This window comes from Pseudomonas sp. NPDC089392, assembly GCF_044749595.1.
GTDB lineage: Bacteria > Pseudomonadota > Gammaproteobacteria > Pseudomonadales > Pseudomonadaceae > Aquipseudomonas.
In genome coordinates this window covers 54009-70088 of the sequence record NZ_JBIVIF010000004.1, presented here as the reverse complement: position 1 = coordinate 70088, position 16080 = coordinate 54009, and the positions used below count along the sequence as shown (strand labels likewise).

The 16080-nt window shown below is 60.8% G+C and carries 16 protein-coding genes and 1 tRNA gene; 13 read left to right on the top strand and 4 right to left on the bottom strand.

Features of this window, described 5'->3' with window-relative positions:
• The first annotated feature begins 1 nt into the window (after position 1).
• Together ACIP1G_RS05725 and ACIP1G_RS05720 are read left to right on the top strand one after the other, a co-directional pair.
• Complete coding sequence (locus tag ACIP1G_RS05725) at positions 2–307, top strand: type II toxin-antitoxin system RelE/ParE family toxin (RefSeq protein WP_400734927.1); 306 nt, start codon at positions 2–4, stop codon at positions 305–307.
• Positions 292–588 carry an addiction module antidote protein gene (locus ACIP1G_RS05720; RefSeq protein WP_400734607.1) on the top strand — a complete coding sequence of 99 codons (297 nt, stop codon included), beginning with the start codon at positions 292–294 and terminating at the stop codon, positions 586–588. The genes ACIP1G_RS05725 and ACIP1G_RS05720 overlap by 16 nt, the downstream gene beginning before the upstream one ends.
• Here the strand turns inward: ACIP1G_RS05720 and ACIP1G_RS05715 are convergent.
• Both ACIP1G_RS05715 and ACIP1G_RS05710 read right to left on the bottom strand, forming a co-directional pair.
• Positions 585–1064, bottom strand: coding sequence for a GNAT family N-acetyltransferase (locus tag ACIP1G_RS05715; protein WP_400734605.1), 480 nt, complete (start codon positions 1062–1064; stop codon positions 585–587). The genes ACIP1G_RS05720 and ACIP1G_RS05715 overlap by 4 nt on opposite strands.
• Before the next feature lie 177 nt (positions 1065–1241).
• Entirely contained in the window at positions 1242–1889 is a 648-nt protein-coding gene (locus tag ACIP1G_RS05710) for a trypsin-like peptidase domain-containing protein (RefSeq protein WP_400734925.1), read from the bottom strand.
• A 372-nt stretch (positions 1890–2261) separates the two neighbouring features.
• On the opposite strand from ACIP1G_RS05710, the gene ACIP1G_RS05705 reads away from it, so the two are divergent.
• The 5 genes from ACIP1G_RS05705 (at position 2262) to ACIP1G_RS05685 (ending at position 8739) form a co-directional block, all read left to right on the top strand.
• On the top strand, positions 2262–2774 hold the full coding sequence (locus ACIP1G_RS05705; RefSeq protein ID WP_400734603.1) for a sigma-70 family RNA polymerase sigma factor: 513 nt from the start codon (positions 2262–2264) through the stop codon (positions 2772–2774).
• The gene (locus ACIP1G_RS05700) at positions 2774–3715 is read left to right on the top strand and encodes a FecR domain-containing protein (RefSeq protein ID WP_400734601.1); all 942 of its coding nucleotides are present in this window, start codon (positions 2774–2776) and stop codon (positions 3713–3715) included. The genes ACIP1G_RS05705 and ACIP1G_RS05700 overlap by 1 nt, the downstream gene beginning before the upstream one ends.
• Positions 3716–3789: 74 nt before the next feature.
• Positions 3790–6312, top strand: a complete 2523-nt coding sequence (locus ACIP1G_RS05695) for a TonB-dependent siderophore receptor (RefSeq protein ID WP_400734599.1) — start codon at positions 3790–3792, stop codon at positions 6310–6312.
• Positions 6313–6745: 433 nt separating this feature from the next.
• On the top strand, positions 6746–8161 hold the full coding sequence (locus tag ACIP1G_RS05690) for an NAD(P)/FAD-dependent oxidoreductase (protein WP_400734598.1): 1416 nt from the start codon (positions 6746–6748) through the stop codon (positions 8159–8161).
• Positions 8162–8241: 80 nt separating this feature from the next.
• Complete coding sequence (locus ACIP1G_RS05685) at positions 8242–8739, top strand: RidA family protein (RefSeq protein ID WP_400734597.1); 498 nt, start codon at positions 8242–8244, stop codon at positions 8737–8739.
• Positions 8740–8815: 76 nt separating this feature from the next.
• On the opposite strand, the gene ACIP1G_RS05680 is transcribed toward ACIP1G_RS05685, so the two are convergent.
• Positions 8816–8900 (bottom strand) — tRNA-Leu (locus ACIP1G_RS05680).
• Positions 8901–9006: 106 nt separating this feature from the next.
• Between ACIP1G_RS05680 and queA the strand changes: the two genes are divergently transcribed.
• From queA to ACIP1G_RS05650, 6 genes are all read left to right on the top strand, one after another.
• On the top strand, positions 9007–10056 hold the full coding sequence (gene queA, locus ACIP1G_RS05675) for a tRNA preQ1(34) S-adenosylmethionine ribosyltransferase-isomerase QueA (RefSeq protein ID WP_400734595.1): 1050 nt from the start codon (positions 9007–9009) through the stop codon (positions 10054–10056).
• Between the two features lie 14 nt (positions 10057–10070).
• Entirely contained in the window at positions 10071–11186 is a 1116-nt protein-coding gene (gene tgt, locus ACIP1G_RS05670; protein ID WP_077068621.1) for a tRNA guanosine(34) transglycosylase Tgt, read from the top strand.
• A gap of 42 nt (positions 11187–11228) precedes the next feature.
• The gene (yajC, locus tag ACIP1G_RS05665; RefSeq protein ID WP_056795769.1) at positions 11229–11564 is read left to right on the top strand and encodes a preprotein translocase subunit YajC; all 336 of its coding nucleotides are present in this window, start codon (positions 11229–11231) and stop codon (positions 11562–11564) included.
• A gap of 63 nt (positions 11565–11627) precedes the next feature.
• Positions 11628–13490, top strand: coding sequence for a protein translocase subunit SecD (secD, locus tag ACIP1G_RS05660; protein ID WP_400734594.1), 1863 nt, complete (start codon positions 11628–11630; stop codon positions 13488–13490).
• Positions 13491–13500: 10 nt separating this feature from the next.
• Positions 13501–14409: a protein translocase subunit SecF gene (gene secF, locus ACIP1G_RS05655; RefSeq protein WP_400734592.1), complete on the top strand. Its 909-nt coding sequence runs from the start codon at positions 13501–13503 to the stop codon at positions 14407–14409.
• 118 nt (positions 14410–14527) lie between these two features.
• On the top strand, positions 14528–15070 hold the full coding sequence (locus ACIP1G_RS05650; protein ID WP_400734591.1) for a glycine zipper 2TM domain-containing protein: 543 nt from the start codon (positions 14528–14530) through the stop codon (positions 15068–15070).
• A 166-nt stretch (positions 15071–15236) separates the two neighbouring features.
• Here the strand turns inward: ACIP1G_RS05650 and suhB are convergent, their stop codons facing one another.
• Positions 15237–16055: an inositol-phosphate phosphatase gene (suhB, locus tag ACIP1G_RS05645; RefSeq protein ID WP_012270588.1), complete on the bottom strand. Its 819-nt coding sequence runs from the start codon at positions 16053–16055 to the stop codon at positions 15237–15239.
• Positions 16056–16080 lie beyond the last annotated feature (25 nt).

The following is a 16080-nucleotide window of genomic DNA, read 5'->3' as shown; positions in this document are numbered from 1 at the left end:
GGTGTTTCTTGTAGAACAGACGGAAAGTTCTGCAGCTTGGCTGTCCAGCTTGAGAGATTTAAGGGCTCAGCTTGCGATCGGTCGCAGACTGGAGCGAGCGGCGATGGGCAATCTTGGTGACTTCAAATGGCTTGGAGGCGGCATTGGTGAGCTTCGGGTCGATGTAGCAGCCGGGTATCGCGTCTATTTCACACAAAAGGGAAACAGGCTTGTTCTGTTGCTGGTTGGCGGCGACAAGTCCACACAAGCTGCCGATATTCTCAAGGCCAGAAAGCTGCTGAAGGAGATGAAATGCGTGAAAAAATGATTCCGTTTGATATAGCAGCGCTGTTGAACAGTAATGAGGCGATCAGTGAGTACCTTAGCCAGGTGCTATCAGATGGTGATACCGAGGAGATTATTCGAGCAGTGGGGCATATCGCACGGGCACGAGGGATGACCCAGATCGCTGCCGAAAGCGGCTTGGGCAGAGAAAGCCTTTACAAGGCACTGAGTCCTGGCGCAAAGCCGCGGTTTGACACTGTTTTGAAAGTCATCCGGGCCTTGGGTGTCGATCTTCTCGTTCAGCCTCATGCCGCGCCCCGTTAGCTGAACACCTGCTTCATCTGCACCAGCGCCACCCGCGTACCATCCCATGCCTGCCGTTCCTCGATGCCGAACGGCACGAAGCCCAGCTGTGGATAAAGCAGCAAGCCTGCGGTGTTGTGATTGAAGCATGACACCCACACCTCCCGGGCAGCGTATTGCTGGCGGGCGAGGTCGATCATGGCGGTGACCATGTAGCGTGCCACGCCTTGCCCGCGGGCGGCTGGGGCCACCACTACATTGCCGAGGGCGCACACGCCGCCGTGTTCGGCTTTGTAGAAGTTGGCGAAGGCCAAAATCGTGCCGTTGTCTTCCACCACCGTGGAGCCGCTGCGTTGGGCGATGGCGTCGCTCAGTTGGGCGGGGGTGAAGGGGTAGGTGGCTTTGGGGAACATGTAGAACAGCTCGTCCGGGCCCTGCGGGAAGTTGCAGATGGCTGGGATGTCGTCGGGCTGGATGGGGCGGTGGGTCAGGTGCATGGCAGGTCCTTCTTGCGCTGGCTGGGCGGGCCTCTTCGCGGGTAAACCCGCTCCTACAGGACCTCCACAGCCTCTGAGACCTGTGTGGTACCTGTGGGAGCGGGTTTACCCGCGAAAGGGCCATCAGCCTCGCATCATAAGCGGCTTTGTATCGACACATGCGACCTGCCACTCAACTCAAGGTTTGGCAACCACCGCCACGTAGCCTTTGACCGCAGCCGGCGCCTGCGGCTTGGCCTTGTGCGCCAGCAGGTACTGGTAGCGCCGCCATTCCTTGTCGATCTCGTTGAACGACATGAACACACTGATGCGCTCCTTGCCGACCAGGTCCGGGCGCTTGCCGGCGTCGATCTCGCGGGTGGGGATGATGGCGACGTTGATGCCCACCACCTTGCCGTCATCGGCAAACACCGGCCCGCCCGACATGCCCTTGGTAATCGGGCCGTCGTGTACCGAATAGAAGACGCTGCCCGGCGTGCCTTCAAGCCGCACCAGAGACGGCAGGGCATGGCCCTTGCCCTGCATCGGCATCATGAAACTGTTGAAGCCCACAGCCGTCACCGCCTCCCCGGGCACGTACTGGCGCCAGTGCGGCACGCTGCTGGCCTTGTGCTTGAAGAACACCACGTCACCGAGGCCCTCGTGGACCACGTTGCGCAAGAAGGGGGTGTGTTTGGCGGTTACTGCGTAATCCTCGTTCCACTGGATGGCGCTGGCCATCAGCAACATGGGCAGCGGGGCACCGGAAGTAACCACGAAAGCCTGGCTGTAGACGGGATCTGAAACGTACGACGTTGGCACTCCATTGCACCCACTGAGCAGCATCATTGCCGCCATGCAGGGCGCGATTGTTTTCATGTGTCACACAGGTCGTGGTGGGATGGGAGCGCAACTATGGCTAAGTGCTATTACGCTAACAATACTTTCGGCATATATCCGACGAATGACAGCTTAAGTGCTAGTCAGGTGGGCGGCCAATAGAATGCGGATATGGCTGCAGCGCTTGTAGCCATTGGTGTGCCGCCAAATTTTCCCTGTACTGGCCCTATCGCCGGCAGGCCGGCTTTCATAGGTGCAGCGCAGGACCTGAAGTGGGTGGAGACCCCGTGGCAAGCTGGCTTGCCGGCGATAGGGCCAGTACAGGAACAATTGATCTGATAATCGTTATCATCTAAGGTGCCAGCCTTGCCAGGAGGGATGCCCGTGATTAACGACGATCTGAGTCAGGTCTATGCCGAGCACAATGGGTGGCTCAAGCAGTGGCTGTACCGCCGGCTTGGCTGCTCGGCGCAAGCTGCTGACCTGGCACAGGACACCTTCCTGCGCATACTCCAGGCACAGCAGAAGGCGGGCGCCAGCCTCAGCCTGCAACGCCCCCGGGCCTACCTGGCAACGGTCAGCCGGCGCCTGGTCTACGACCATTTCCGCCGCCAGTCACTGGAACGCGCCTACCTGGAGATGCTCGCGCAACTGCCCGAGCTGTTCGCGCTGTCTGCCGAAGAACAGTGGTCCATGCGCGAAACCCTGCAGCAACTGGACGCACTGCTCGACACCTTCAAACCGGTGGTGCGCTCGGTGTTCCTGCTGGTGCAGCTGGAGGGCCTGACCTACATCGAGGTGGCGCGCCGCCTGGGCATTGGCGAGCGCACGGTCAAGCGGCACATGGCCAACGCCCTGGAAGCCTGCATCCTGTTCGACGAAGACTTCTGATGGCCGGCCCACAACCGCGTATTACCCCGGAAGTAGCTCGGCAGGCGGCCAACTGGCACATGCTGATGCTCGACGCAGCCGTAAGCCCGGCCCAGCGTGCTGCCTGCAACCGCTGGCGTGCGGCCGCGCCCGAACATGAACGGGCCTGGCAGAAAGCCTTGCGGGTGCAAGCCCAGCTTGGCCTGCTGCCGCAGCAACTGGCCATGGGCACTCTGAACCGCGAGCGTCGCCAGGTGATGAAGCAGATGCTGGCGCTGGCCATCGCCGCGCCGCTCGGCTACGTGGGTTATCGCCAGGTTGTACCTGAGGAGGCCTACGCCACTGGTGTTGGCCAGCACCAGCAGCTGACGCTGGCCGACGGTACGTTGCTGCAGTTGAATACCGACACTGCGGTAGATGTGGATTTCGACGCTGATCAGCGCCTGATCAGCCTGCGCCGTGGCGAGATCATGATCGACAGCGGGCCTGACGCCCACAGCGCCAAGCATCGGCCATTACGGGTCGCCAGCGAACAAGGCCTGATGGAGGCCCTGGGTACGCGCTTCCTGGTTCGCCAGCGCGAGGGTCTGACACAACTGGCCGTGTTCCAGGGGGCGGTAATGCTCATGCCCGCCCATGGTCCGCGGCAGACCCTTGATGCTGGCCAGCAGATTACCTTCGATGGCTGGGGGCAGGGCGACGTGGCAGCCGCTCGGGAACAGGACAGCCAGTGGACCCGTGGTCAACTGGTGGTCGACGAGATGCCGTTGAGCGAGTTCCTCAGCGAACTGGGGCGTTATCGGCCGGGCTGGCTGCGCTGCCACTCCGACGTGGGGCAACTGCTGATCAGCGGTGCGTTCCAGCTGCAAGACACCGACGCCATCCTTGCCGCGCTGCCGGCCACATTGCCGGTGCAGGTGGATTACCGCACCCGCTACTGGGTCACCGTGAACAAACGTTAATGAGAATTGGCCCGTTTTCCAGACTCATCAGTCCTTATCTGTGGAACTGCCACACATAAAGGGACAATTTCTCAATGATCCGCTCTTATTCACCGGTCGCCATGACCGATTTCACCATGGGTAAAGCTCGCACGCCTGGTTATCGACGGGTGCTCGCGCTCAGCGCACTGGCCCTCGCCTTGCAGGGTATTGGCGTACATGCCATGGCTGCGCCGGCCCAGGCGCCGCAAGCCTATAGCATCGCGTCTGGCAGCCTGGCCCAGGTGCTGGCCCGCTTCGCCAGTGAGGGAGGGTTTACCCTGCAGTACACCTCGGAGCTGACCCGTGGCATGTCCAGCCCGGGGTTGCAGGGGCAGTATGGTATCGAGGAAGGTTTCCAGCAATTGCTGGCGGGTACCGGCCTGCAAGCGGTGCGTCGCGGCAACAACGTCTACGGCCTGCAGCCTCTGCCGCTGAGCGCCGCTTCCGGTGGCGAGGCCCTGAACCTTGAGCCGTTGAACATCAACGGTATTCAGGACAATGCAACCACCGAAGGCTCGGGCAGCTACACCGCCAATGCCGTTACCATCGGCAAGGGCACCCACCGCCTCAAGGACATCCCGCAGTCGGTCAGCGTGGTCACGCGCAAGGCCATGGACGACCAGCGCCTCGACACCCTGGATGAAGTGCTGGAGAAGACCACCGGTATCACCACTTTGCAGAGCCCGTCGGGCGGCAAGTACATCTATTCGCGTGGTTTCGAGGTGGAAACCATTCAGTATGACGGCGTACCGCTCGACCGCCGCTACTACGCCATCGGCAGCAGTTTCACCTCCGACACCCTGCTGTATGACCGTGTCGAGATTCTGCGCGGCGCCAACGGCCTGCTGCAGGGCAGTGGTAACCCTGGCGCGGCGATCAACCTGGTGCGCAAGCGGCCCAAAGCCGAGCCATCGCTGTCGGTAACTGCCAGCGCCGGCTCCTGGGATACCTACCGCCAGACCATCGATGGCAGTGCCCCGCTCAATGCCGATGGCTCGCTGCGAGGCCGCCTGGTGGCCGGCCATGAAGACCAGAACTACTTCTACGACACCGCCGAAAGCCGCAAGAACGTGCTGTACGGCATTCTCGAATATGACCTTGGGGATGCCACCACGGTAGCGGCGGGGGCCAGCGTGGAAGACCTGCACGCCACGCCGTTCTTCAGCGGCCTGCCGCGCAACAAGGATGGCAGCGGCGTCAACGTCAGTCGTTCGACCTTCACCGGCGCCGACTGGAACAAGTGGGACAACAAGCAAACCACCTACTTCGCCGACGTTACCCACGATTTCAACGAAGACTGGCGGCTGAAAGCCTCCGGCAGCTACATGCGTGAAACCAACTACATCCTCTACAGCTTTGGCCGTGGCGCGGTGGAACCGGCCACTGGCGACGGCATGCGCTCGCGTGCCTACCTGTACGACTTCGAGAACATCAACAAGGGCGGCGACATCAACCTGACCGGCAAGTGGCGCGCGTTCGGCCGTGAGCACGAAGTGGTGGTGGGGGCCAACGCCAGCGACCTGCAGACGGATGACCTGCAGGGCGGGTTCATCAACCTGGGCCCGATGAATATCTACGATCCGGTCTCGCCACAGCGGCCGAGCATGGACCAGTTGCTGGGCGCAGAAGGCACCAATACCTACCCGGGTACCTCCAAGGGCAAGATCCGTCAGAGCGGCATCTATGCGGTAACCCGTTACAAGCTCAGCGACCCCTTGACCCTGGTGCTGGGCGGGCGCAGCAGCAATTACAGTTATGACTATGAATTGCACCGTTTCAACGGCACATCGCCAACCCCGGCCCACTCGCGCGAGTCCGGCGAGTTCACGCCGTATGGTGGCCTGATCTACGCACTGAACGATCAGTGGTCGGCCTACGTGAGCTACGCCGACATCTTCAAGCCGCAGACCGAACTGAGTGTGGATAACGCGCCGCTGAAGCCCATTGTCGGTTCCAACTATGAGATGGGCTTGAAAGGCGAGCTGTTCGACGGCCGGGTCAATACCAGCTTCGCGCTGTTCCAGGTAGACCAGGAAAACCGCGCCCAGGCCACCCTTTGCGGGGATAACGGTGGCGAGAACTGCTACGTAGCGGGCGGCAAGGTCCGCACCCAGGGCTTCGACGCCGAGATCAGCGGGGAAGTGCTGGACCGCCTGCAGCTGTTTGCCGGCTACACCTACACCCACACCGAGTACCGCAACGACCCGGCGGATGGAGAGTCGGAAGCTGGCGGTACCTTCAACACCTACACGCCACGTCACCTGCTGCGCTTCTGGGCTGATTACAACCTGTCGGGTGAGCTGGGCGCGTGGACCGTGGGCGGTGGTGCCAACATTCAGAGCCGCAACTATCACGGCAATTTTGGTGGTACCGACGGGATAGAGAAGATCGAACAGGGCGGGTATGCGATCTGGAATGCGCGGGTGGCTTACCAGATCAACAAGCACTTCAGTGTGTCGCTCAACGGCAACAACCTGTTCGACAAGAAGTACTACTCCAGTATCGGCTGGTTGTATGCGGCGAACTACTACGGCGATCCACGCAACTACAGCGTGACCCTGCGGGCGGATTTCTAACGGCTGGCCGGGTTCACCCGCGAATTCGATGGTGATTTTACCGACGTATTCGCGGGTAAACCCGCTCCTACAGGGGACGCGGTCTGTGTAGGAGCGGGTTCACCCGCGAAGCAGGCGCCGCGGTGCATGGCACCGGCTGTGCCGGTGTTCGCGGCTAAAGCCGCTCCTACGAACTTTCAAAACTAAGCAAACTTCCTCGCCAAACCAACTTCACTCTTTCAAGTAATGAGTGTCGCCATATTAACTATTTATGTCCCCTGCGTGATAGTTTCAAAATAGCTGAACTAAGTATTTGCCCACAGCGCTTTTTCCGGAAGCGGGTCGTCAACAAAATAGCCGCCCTTCAATTTTAACCATCCGCCTGACGCGATGGCCGCAAAGTTGACCGCGGCGGCTGGCGGCCAGGCATGTAACTCCAGGAAAGGAAAGTGTCATGGGAATGACGAGGCGTAAATTCTTGATCGGCGGCAGCGTCGTGGCTATCGCAGGTGGCGCAGGCATTCTGACCCCCTTGCTGACCCGCGAAGGCAGGTTGATCCCCGGCAAACCGCGGTTTGGCTTTGTACAAGGCACCGAAGGTGCACTTCCCAAGCAGGCAGACGTGGTAGTCGTTGGTGCTGGTATTCTGGGGCTCATGACCGCGATCAATCTCGTCGAACGTGGCCTCTCTGTCGTCATTGTTGAAAAAGGTGATATTGCCGGCGAGCAGTCCTGCAGGTTCTATGGTCAGGTCATGACCTACAAGATGCCTGATGCGACGTTCCAGTTGCACCATCTTGCCAAACAACGTTGGCGCGAGATGAATGCCAAAGTGGGTGCAGATACCAGCTATCGCACACAAGGCCGGGTCGAAGTTCCCTTTGATGAAGAAGACCTGGAAGGCGTCAGGAAGTGGATTGATGTTAAAAACCGGGAAGTCGCCGCGGACAATCCCTTCAAGACCCGGATCATTCAGGGTAATGAACTCGAACAGCGGCTGCGCGGCGCGTCGTCGAGCTGGAAAGTTGCAGGTTTCGAGGAAGACTCCGGTAGCCTGGACGCCGAGCGCGCATCGTTTGTCATGGCCGAGTACGCCAAGAAAGTGGGTGTGCGTATCTACACCCACTGCGCCGCAAGGGGCCTGGAAACCCAGGCCGGCGTCATCTCCGATGTGGTGACCGAGAAGGGCGCCATCAGGACTTCTCGCGTGGTCGTGGCCGGCGGCGCCTGGTCCAGGCTGTTCATGCAGAACCTGGGTGTCGATGTGCCTACCTTGCCTGCCTACCAGTCCCAGCAAATCATCAGCGCGGCACCCCGTGCACCGGGGGGCAACGTTGCATTGCCCGGGAACATCTACTTCCGCGAGCAGGCCGACGGTATATACGCCACCTCGCCGCGCGTCGTCGTTGCCCCGGTGGTCAAAGAGTCGTTCATGTATGGCTATAAATACTTGCCATTGCTGGCCATCCCCGACTTCCCGGTGCACATCTCACTCAACAGGCAACTGATCGATTCGTTCACTCAGCCCACGCAGTGGCGGCTGGACGAGGTATCGCCCTTCGAGAAAAACCGGCTGATGACGGCGGCCCCGGATATTCCAGAGCTGGATGCGTCGCTGGAAAAGCTCAAAGTCGAGTTCCCTGCCTTCAAGGATGCGAAGTTGATCGATCAGTGGAGCGGTGCCATGGCCATCGCCCCGGATGAGAACCCTATCATCTCGCAGGTAAACGAGTACCCAGGCCTGGTCATCAACACCGCGACCGGTTGGGGGATGACGGAAAGCCCGGTGTCGTCCGAGTTGACGGCGGACCTGCTGCTTGGAAAGGCGCCGGTGCTGGACCCAAAACCCTTCAGCCTGTACCGATTCTAAGTACACATACCGCAATGGAATGACCCGTACGCGCATCATTGGTGCGTGTACATTCTTGTATGAACAATCAGGAGAAAAGTATGAAATTCGCTTTCAAGACCGTTGCTGCATTGGCGTTGGGTTTAGCCGGTGTCGGCAGCGTTCATGCACAAGATATCGTGCGCCATGACGCAGGTAGCTTCCCGATATCGTCGGCAGTTGAAATTCCTGCCGGTAAGACGGTCGTCTATCTGAGTGGCTCGGTGCCGTCGGTTATCCATCCCGATGCGCCCAAGGATTCGCTGGACGCCTACGGTGATACCAAGGCACAAACCATCAATGTGCTCGAAAGCATCCAGCAGCAGCTGAAAGCGCTGGGTCTTGGCCTTACTGACGTGGTGAAAATGCAGGTGTTCCTGGTGGGCGGGCCGGAGAACGGCGGCAAGATGGATTTCGATGGTTTCATGGCCGGCTATACCCAATTCTTCGGGCCAACTGCCAAGCAGCCAGTACTTCCTGCGCGCTCGGCGTTCCAGATTGCGGGCCTGGCGCACCCAGCCTGGCGAGTTGAGATCGAGGTGACGGCGGTTCGTCCTTGACAGATCTTGTGCCCAGCCCGACAAAATCGTCGGGCACAAAAAAACCGACCATAAGGTCGGTTTTTTTACCGGATTTTGGTGCCCCGAGGGAGACTCGAACTCCCACTCCTTTCGAAAACGGATTTTGAATCCGCCGCGTCTACCAATTCCGCCATCAGGGCAGTGGCGCGCAGTATAGAGAGCTGCCGCTGGTCGGTCAATCGGCTTTCATGGTCAATTTTCACGCGTTGGGCTAAACTTCCCGGCCCTGCCGAACCGAACATCATCATGCGCGTCGCCGATTTTTCCTTCGAACTCCCCGATTCCCTGATCGCCCGCCACCCATTGGCCGAGCGCCATGGCAGCCGTCTGCTGGTCCTCGATGGGCCGAGCGGCGCGCTGGCGCATCAGCAATTTCCCGATTTGTTGGGCTACCTGCGCCCCGGCGACCTGATGGTGTTCAACAACACCCGGGTAATCCCGGCGCGGTTGTTTGGCCAGAAAGCCTCCGGCGGCAAGCTGGAAGTGCTGGTCGAGCGGGTGCTCGACAGCCACCGGGTACTGGCCCATGTGCGTGCCAGCAAGGCACCCAAGGTTGGTACGGTCATCCTCATCGATGGCGGTGGCGAGGCCGAAATGGTCGCGCGCCACGACACGCTGTTCGAGTTGCGCTTCACCGAAGAGGTGCTGCCACTGCTCGACCGCGTCGGCCACATGCCGTTGCCGCCGTACATCGACCGCCCCGACGAGGGCGCCGACCGTGAGCGCTACCAGACCGTGTACGCCCAGCGCGCCGGTGCGGTTGCCGCGCCCACCGCAGGCCTGCACTTCGACGAGGCGCTGCTGGAAAAGATCGCCGCCAAGGGCGTCGAGCGGGCCTTCGTCACCTTGCACGTGGGCGCGGGTACCTTCCAGCCGGTGCGGGTCGACAAGATCGAAGACCACCACATGCACAAAGAATGGCTCGAAGTGGGCCAGGATGTGGTCGATGCCATCGAGGCCTGTCGCGCCCGTGGCGGCCGGGTGATCGCGGTTGGCACCACCAGCGTGCGCTCGCTGGAAAGCGCCGCGCGCGACGGTGTGCTCAAGGCCTTCAGCGGCGACACCGACATCTTCATCTACCCAGGCCGGCCGTTCCACGTGGTCGATGCCCTGGTCACCAACTTCCACTTGCCGGAGTCCACGCTGCTGATGCTGGTTTCGGCCTTCGCCGGCTACCCCGAGACCATGGCCGCCTACGCGGCGGCGGTCGAGCAGGGGTACCGCTTCTTCAGTTACGGTGATGCCATGTTCATCACCCGCAATCCGGCGCCACGCGGCCCCGAGGATCAAGCATGAGTCGCACCTGTCGAATGTCCTTCGAACTGCTGGCCACCGACGGCAAGGCCCGTCGCGGTCGCATCACCTTCCCACGCGGCACCGTGGAAACCCCGGCGTTCATGCCGGTGGGCACCTATGGTACGGTCAAGGGCATGCTGCCACGCGATATCGAGGCCATTGGCGCCGAGATGATCCTCGGCAACACCTTCCACCTGTGGCTGCGCCCGGGCACCGAGGTGATCAAGAAGCACAACGGCCTGCACGACTTCATGCAGTGGAAAGGCCCGATCCTCACCGACTCCGGTGGCTTCCAGGTGTTCAGCCTGGGCGCCATGCGCAAGATCAAGGAAGAAGGCGTGACCTTCGCCTCGCCGGTCGATGGCTCCAAGGTGTTCATGGGCCCGGAAGAGTCGATGCAGGTACAGCGTGACCTGGGCTCGGACGTGGTGATGATCTTCGACGAGTGCACCCCGTACCCGGCCGAGCACGATGTGGCACGCACCTCCATGGAGCTGTCGCTGCGCTGGGCTCAGCGCTCGAAGAACGCTCACGCCGACAACACCGCGGCGCTGTTCGGTATCGTTCAGGGCGGCATGTACCAGGACCTGCGCATGCGCTCGCTGGAAGGCCTGGAAAACATCGGCTTCGACGGCCTGGCCATCGGCGGCCTGTCGGTGGGCGAGCCCAAGCACGAAATGATCAAAGTGCTGGATTACCTGCCGGACCAGATGCCTGCTGACAAACCTCGTTACCTTATGGGGGTAGGCAAACCGGAAGATCTCGTTGAGGGTGTGCGCCGCGGCGTCGACATGTTCGACTGCGTGATGCCAACGCGTAACGCGCGTAACGGTCATCTGTTCGTCGATACAGGGGTGATCAAGATCCGCAATGCGTTCCATCGCCACGATGAATCGCCGCTGGATCCGACCTGTGACTGCTATACCTGCACCAACTTCTCGCGCGCCTACCTCCATCACCTGGACAAGTGCGGCGAAATGCTGAGCAGCATGCTGAATACCATCCACAACTTGCGCCATTACCAGCGCTTGATGGCCGGTTTACGCGAGGCTATTCAACAGGGTAAATTGGCCGCCTTTGTCGACGCCTTCTACGCCAAGCGCGGGCTTCCCGTCCCGCCCTTGGGCTGACTGTCCGCATCCATTATTAGAAAATTACATTAGGAGTGCCCAATGAGCTTCTTGATCCCCGCCGCATACGCGGACGCTGCAGCACCTGCCGCTGGCCCAGCCGGTACCGGCTTTGAGTGGATTTTCCTGGTCGGTTTTCTGGTCATCTTCTACCTGATGATCTGGCGCCCACAGGCCAAACGTGCCAAAGAGCAGAAGAACCTGCTGGGCAACTTGCAGAAAGGTGACGAAGTTGTCACCAATGGCGGCATCGCCGGCAAGATTGTCAAGGTTTCCGATGACTTCGTGGTCCTGGAAGTTTCCGACACCGTCGAGCTGAAGTTCCAGAAGGGCGCGATTGCCGCGACCCTGCCAAAAGGTACGCTCAAGGCTATCTGAGTTACCGGTTTTATTTTCCAGTCGGGGCGCGCAAAGCGCCCCGCGTCTTGAACGGGCGGCGTGATGCTGAACAAATACCCTCTGTGGAAATATGCACTGATCGTGCTGGTACTGGTGGTCGGTTTCATTTATTCCGCTCCCAACCTCTACCCGGATGATCCGGCGGTGCAGATCAGTGGTGCCAGCTCGGCGCTGCAGGTAAACCAGGCCGACCTCGATCGCGTCAGCAAGGCGCTGGTCGATGCCAAGATCGCCGTAAAAGGCGCAAGCCTGGGTGAGAAGGGCAGCGGGTTGATCCGCCTGACCAATCAGGAAGACCAGCTGCCAGCCAAGGATGTAGTGCGCAAGGCACTGGGCGATGATTACGTCGTGGCCCTGAACCTGGCCCAGACTACCCCGCAATGGCTGCGTAACCTGGGTGCAAGCCCGATGAAGCTGGGCCTGGACCTGTCCGGTGGTGTGCACTTCCTGCTGGAAGTGGACATGGACAAGGCCATGAGCGCCCGCATGAAAGTCTACGAAGGCGAGGTCAAGACCTTGCTGCGCAAAGAGCGCATCCGCTACCGCAGCCTGCCTCAGCAGGATGGCGGCATCATGCTGGGCTTCGCTGACGATGCTACCCGCGAACAGGCACGTGCCCTGATCCGCAAGAATTTCAATGACTTCGACCTGACCACCACCGAGCGCAACGAGCTTGCGGTGCTGCGTCTGGCGCTGACTCAGGCGAAAGTCGCCGAGATCCGCGAATACTCGATCAAGCAGAACCTCACCACCGTGCGCAACCGCGTGAACGAGCTGGGCGTGGCTGAGCCGCTGGTACAGCGCCAGGGCGCCAACCGCATCGTGGTCGAGCTGCCTGGCGTGCAGGATACTGCCGAAGCCAAGCGTATCCTGGGTAAAACCGCCAACCTGGAGTTCCGCTTCGGTGCCGAGCCGGGCGCGTCCAAGGCCACTACCGAGGTGTTCGAGTTCCGTGAAGGCGGCCGTTCCGCACCGGTCGAGCGCGGCCTGATCATCACCGGTGACCAGGTTACCGACGCCCAGGCCAGCTTCGACGAACACGGCCGCCCGCAGGTGAACATCCGCCTGGATGGCCACGGCGGCGAGCTGATGAGCCGTGCTACCCGTAGCAACGTCGGCCGCAGCATGGCGGTGATCTTCATCGAGCAGAAGCCGGTCACCCGCTACGTCAAGCAGACCGTCGATGGCGTCGAGAAGGACGTTGCCGTACAAAGCTTCGTCGAAGAGAAGAAAATCATCAGCCTGGCGACCATTCAGTCGCCACTGGGTAGCCAGTTCCGCATCACCGGCCTGAACGGCCAGGGTGAATCGTCCGAACTGGCCCTGTTGCTGCGTGCCGGTGGTCTGGCCGCACCAATGTACTTCGCTGAAGAACGTACCATTGGTCCAAGCCTGGGTGCCGACAACATCACCAAGGGTATCGATGCGTCGCTGTGGGGCATGCTGTTCGTCTCGCTGTTCATCATCGCCATCTACCGCGGCTTCGGCGTGATCGCCACCATCGCCCTGGCGGGCAACATGGTCCTGCTGCTGGCGCTGATGTCGCTGCTGGGTGCTACGCTGACCCTGCCGGGTATTGCCGGTATCGTGTTGACCATGGGTATGGCGGTAGACGCCAACGTGCTGATCTTCTCGCGTATCCGCGAAGAGCTTAACGCCGGCATGTCGGTGCAGCGCGCCATCCACGAAGGCTTCAACCGCGCCTACACCGCGATCATCGACGCCAACCTCACCAGCTTGCTGGTCGGCGGCATCCTGTTCGCGATGGGTACCGGCCCGGTCAAAGGCTTTGCGGTCACCATGTCCCTCGGGATTTTCACCTCGATGTTCACCGCCGTCATGGTGACCCGTGCAATGGTCAACCTGACCTGCGGCGGGCGTGACATCAAGAAGCTGTGGGTTTGAGGGAGCTGCGATGAAAACCATCAACTTCATGGGCGTGCGCAATGTCGCGTTCGCCATTACCGTGCTCCTCACCGTCCTGGCGCTGTTCAGCTGGTGGCAGAAGGGCCTGAACTTCGGCCTGGACTTCACCGGCGGTACGCTGATCGAGCTGACCTACGAGCGCCCGGCCGACCTCAAGGCAGTACGTGCCGAACTGGTCGATTCCGGCTTCCACGAGGCGGTGGTGCAGAGCTTTGGCGCTACCACCGACCTGCTGGTGCGTATGCCGGGCGATGACCCGCAACTGGGCAACAAGGTAGCCGCCGCCCTGCAAAAGGCTGGCGGTGACAACCCGGCCACGCTCAAGCGTGTCGAGTTCGTCGGCCCACAGGTGGGTGAAGAGCTGCGCGACCAGGGCGGCATGGGCATGCTCCTGGCGCTGGGCGGCATCCTCATCTACCTGGCCTTCCGCTTCCAGTGGAAGTTTGCCGTGGGTGCGATCGTTTCGCTGATCCACGACGTGGTGGTGACGTTGGGTATCCTGTCGTTCTTCCAGATCACTTTCGACCTGACGGTGCTGGCAGCTGTGCTGGCGATCATCGGCTACTCGCTGAACGACACCATTGTGGTATTCGACCGGGTGCGTGAGAACTTCCGCGTCATGCGCAAGGCTTCGCTGATCGAGAACATCAACGTTTCCACTACCCAGACCCTGCTGCGTACCATCGCCACCTCGGTTTCGACCTTGCTGGCCATTGCTGCTCTGCTGTTCTTTGGTGGTGACAACCTGTTCGGCTTCTCGCTGGCCCTGTTCATCGGCGTCATGGCCGGTACCTACTCGTCGATCTACATCGCCAATGTGGTACTGATCTGGCTGAACCTGAGCAGTGAAGACCTGATCCCGCCGGCCAAGGCCGAGGGTGTGGACGAGCGTCCGTAAGCGCTGTTTTCACACCGTTTGGCAGCCTGAAGGCGCGAGTGTTGAACTCGCGCCTTTTTTTTCGTTCCAAGGCTGGGAGAAAGCGGGTTGGACCCGCGGGTATGATCAGGAGGTTCATGTGAACAAATCAATGCTGGTGGGTGCGGTACTGGGTGCTGTCGGTGTGACTGCCGGAGGTGCTGTCGCGACCTACAGCTTGGTCAACAAGGGGCCTGAGTATGCACAGGTCACCGACGTGCAACCGATCAAACAACAGGTAAAAACCCCGCGCGAAGTCTGCAAGGACGTCGCTGTTACCCGTCAGGCGCCGGTCAAGGACCAGCACCAGATTGCCGGTACCGTGGTGGGTGCAATTGCCGGTGGCCTGCTGGGTAACCAGATTGGTGGTGGTACCGGCAAGAAGATCGCCACCGTGGCCGGTGCGGTCGGTGGTGGTTATGCCGGTAACAAGGTGCAAGAGGGCATGCAGGAGCGTGATACCTACACCACCACGCAAACCCGCTGCAACACGGTCAACGACATCAGCGAAAAGGTGGTGGGCTACAACGTGAAGTACACCATCGGTGACCAGGTGGGGCAGGTGAAGATGGATCGCGAGCCAGGGTCGACCATTCCGGTGGACAAGAATGGCAAGTTGATCCTGAGCGAAGCCGGTCAGTAATTTGGGTTGCCTGTGCCGGCCTCTTCGCGGGTAAACCCGCTCCTACATGGATCGCATTACCCTTGTAGGAGCGGGTTTACCCGCGAAGAGGCCGGCACAGGCGGTACAAAACTGTCAGGCACAAAAAAAGCACCGCAAGGGTGCTTTTTTTGCCGGCAATCCGCGCTTAGCGCTTCATGCTTTCTGGCAGGTGCGGCTGGATAGCAGTCAGCACGGCTTTGAAGCACTTGATGTTGCCTGCAACGATATGGCCCTTGTCGAGGAAGTCGTGGCCGCCGTTGAAGTCGCTCACCAGGCCGCCAGCTTCCTGGATCAGCAGCACGCCGGCTGCCATGTCCCATTCGGACAGGCCCGATTCCCAGAAGGCGTCGAAACGACCAGCGGCCACGTAGGCCAGGTCCAGGCTGGCAGAGCCGGCGCGGCGGATGCCGGCGGTCTGGCCAGTCAGGGCGCGGAACATGCCCAGGTAGTTGTCCATGTCGGCCATCTGGCCGTCACGGAACGGGAAGCCGGTCCCCAGAAGGGCGCCTTCCAGGCTGGTGCGCGAGCTGACACGCAGGCGGCGGCCGTTGAGCTGGGCGCCACGGCCACGGCTGGCGGTGAATTCTTCCTGGCGTACCGGGTCGAGCACAACGGCGTGCTCAAGGCGACCACGGTATTTGCAGGCGATGCTGACCGCGAAGTGGGGGATGCCGCGCAGGAAGTTGGTGGTACCGTCCAGTGGGTCGATGATCCACAGGTAGTCTTTACCTTCTTCGCCGGTGCCCGCATGCATGCCCGTCTCTTCACCCTGGATGGAGTGGTTCGGGTAGGCCTTGCGCAGCGCGTCGACGATCTTCTGCTCGGCGGCACGATCAACCTCGGAAACGTAGTCCTTAGCCTCTTTCTCGTCCACCTTGATGCTATCCAGGCGTTCGATGGAGCGGAAAATCAGTTCACTGGCGCTGCGAGCGGCGCGCAGGGCGATATTCAGCATAGGCTGCATGGGCGGGTCACCTGGAGATGTTAAA

Bases quoted from the DNA above. Each gene is read 5' to 3' on its own strand.
- ACIP1G_RS05720 (WP_400734607.1), top strand. From the start codon at position 292: ATGCGTGAAAAAATGATTCCGTTTGATATAGCAGCGCTGTTGAACAGT.
- ACIP1G_RS05715 (WP_400734605.1), bottom strand. From the start codon at position 1,064: ATGCACCTGACCCACCGCCCCATCCAGCCCGACGACATCCCAGCCATC.
- ACIP1G_RS05710 (WP_400734925.1), bottom strand. From the start codon at position 1,889: ATGCTGCTCAGTGGGTGCAATGGAGTGCCAACGTCGTACGTTTCAGAT.
- ACIP1G_RS05705 (WP_400734603.1), top strand. From the start codon at position 2,262: ATGCCCGTGATTAACGACGATCTGAGTCAGGTCTATGCCGAGCACAAT.
- ACIP1G_RS05700 (WP_400734601.1), top strand. From the start codon at position 2,774: ATGGCCGGCCCACAACCGCGTATTACCCCGGAAGTAGCTCGGCAGGCG.
- ACIP1G_RS05695 (WP_400734599.1), top strand. From the start codon at position 3,790: ATGATCCGCTCTTATTCACCGGTCGCCATGACCGATTTCACCATGGGT.
- ACIP1G_RS05690 (WP_400734598.1), top strand. From the start codon at position 6,746: ATGGGAATGACGAGGCGTAAATTCTTGATCGGCGGCAGCGTCGTGGCT.
- ACIP1G_RS05685 (WP_400734597.1), top strand. From the start codon at position 8,242: ATGAAATTCGCTTTCAAGACCGTTGCTGCATTGGCGTTGGGTTTAGCC.
- queA (WP_400734595.1), top strand. From the start codon at position 9,007: ATGCGCGTCGCCGATTTTTCCTTCGAACTCCCCGATTCCCTGATCGCC.
- tgt (WP_077068621.1), top strand. From the start codon at position 10,071: ATGTCCTTCGAACTGCTGGCCACCGACGGCAAGGCCCGTCGCGGTCGC.
- yajC (WP_056795769.1), top strand. From the start codon at position 11,229: ATGAGCTTCTTGATCCCCGCCGCATACGCGGACGCTGCAGCACCTGCC.
- secD (WP_400734594.1), top strand. From the start codon at position 11,628: ATGCTGAACAAATACCCTCTGTGGAAATATGCACTGATCGTGCTGGTA.
- secF (WP_400734592.1), top strand. From the start codon at position 13,501: ATGAAAACCATCAACTTCATGGGCGTGCGCAATGTCGCGTTCGCCATT.
- suhB (WP_012270588.1), bottom strand. From the start codon at position 16,055: ATGCAGCCTATGCTGAATATCGCCCTGCGCGCCGCTCGCAGCGCCAGT.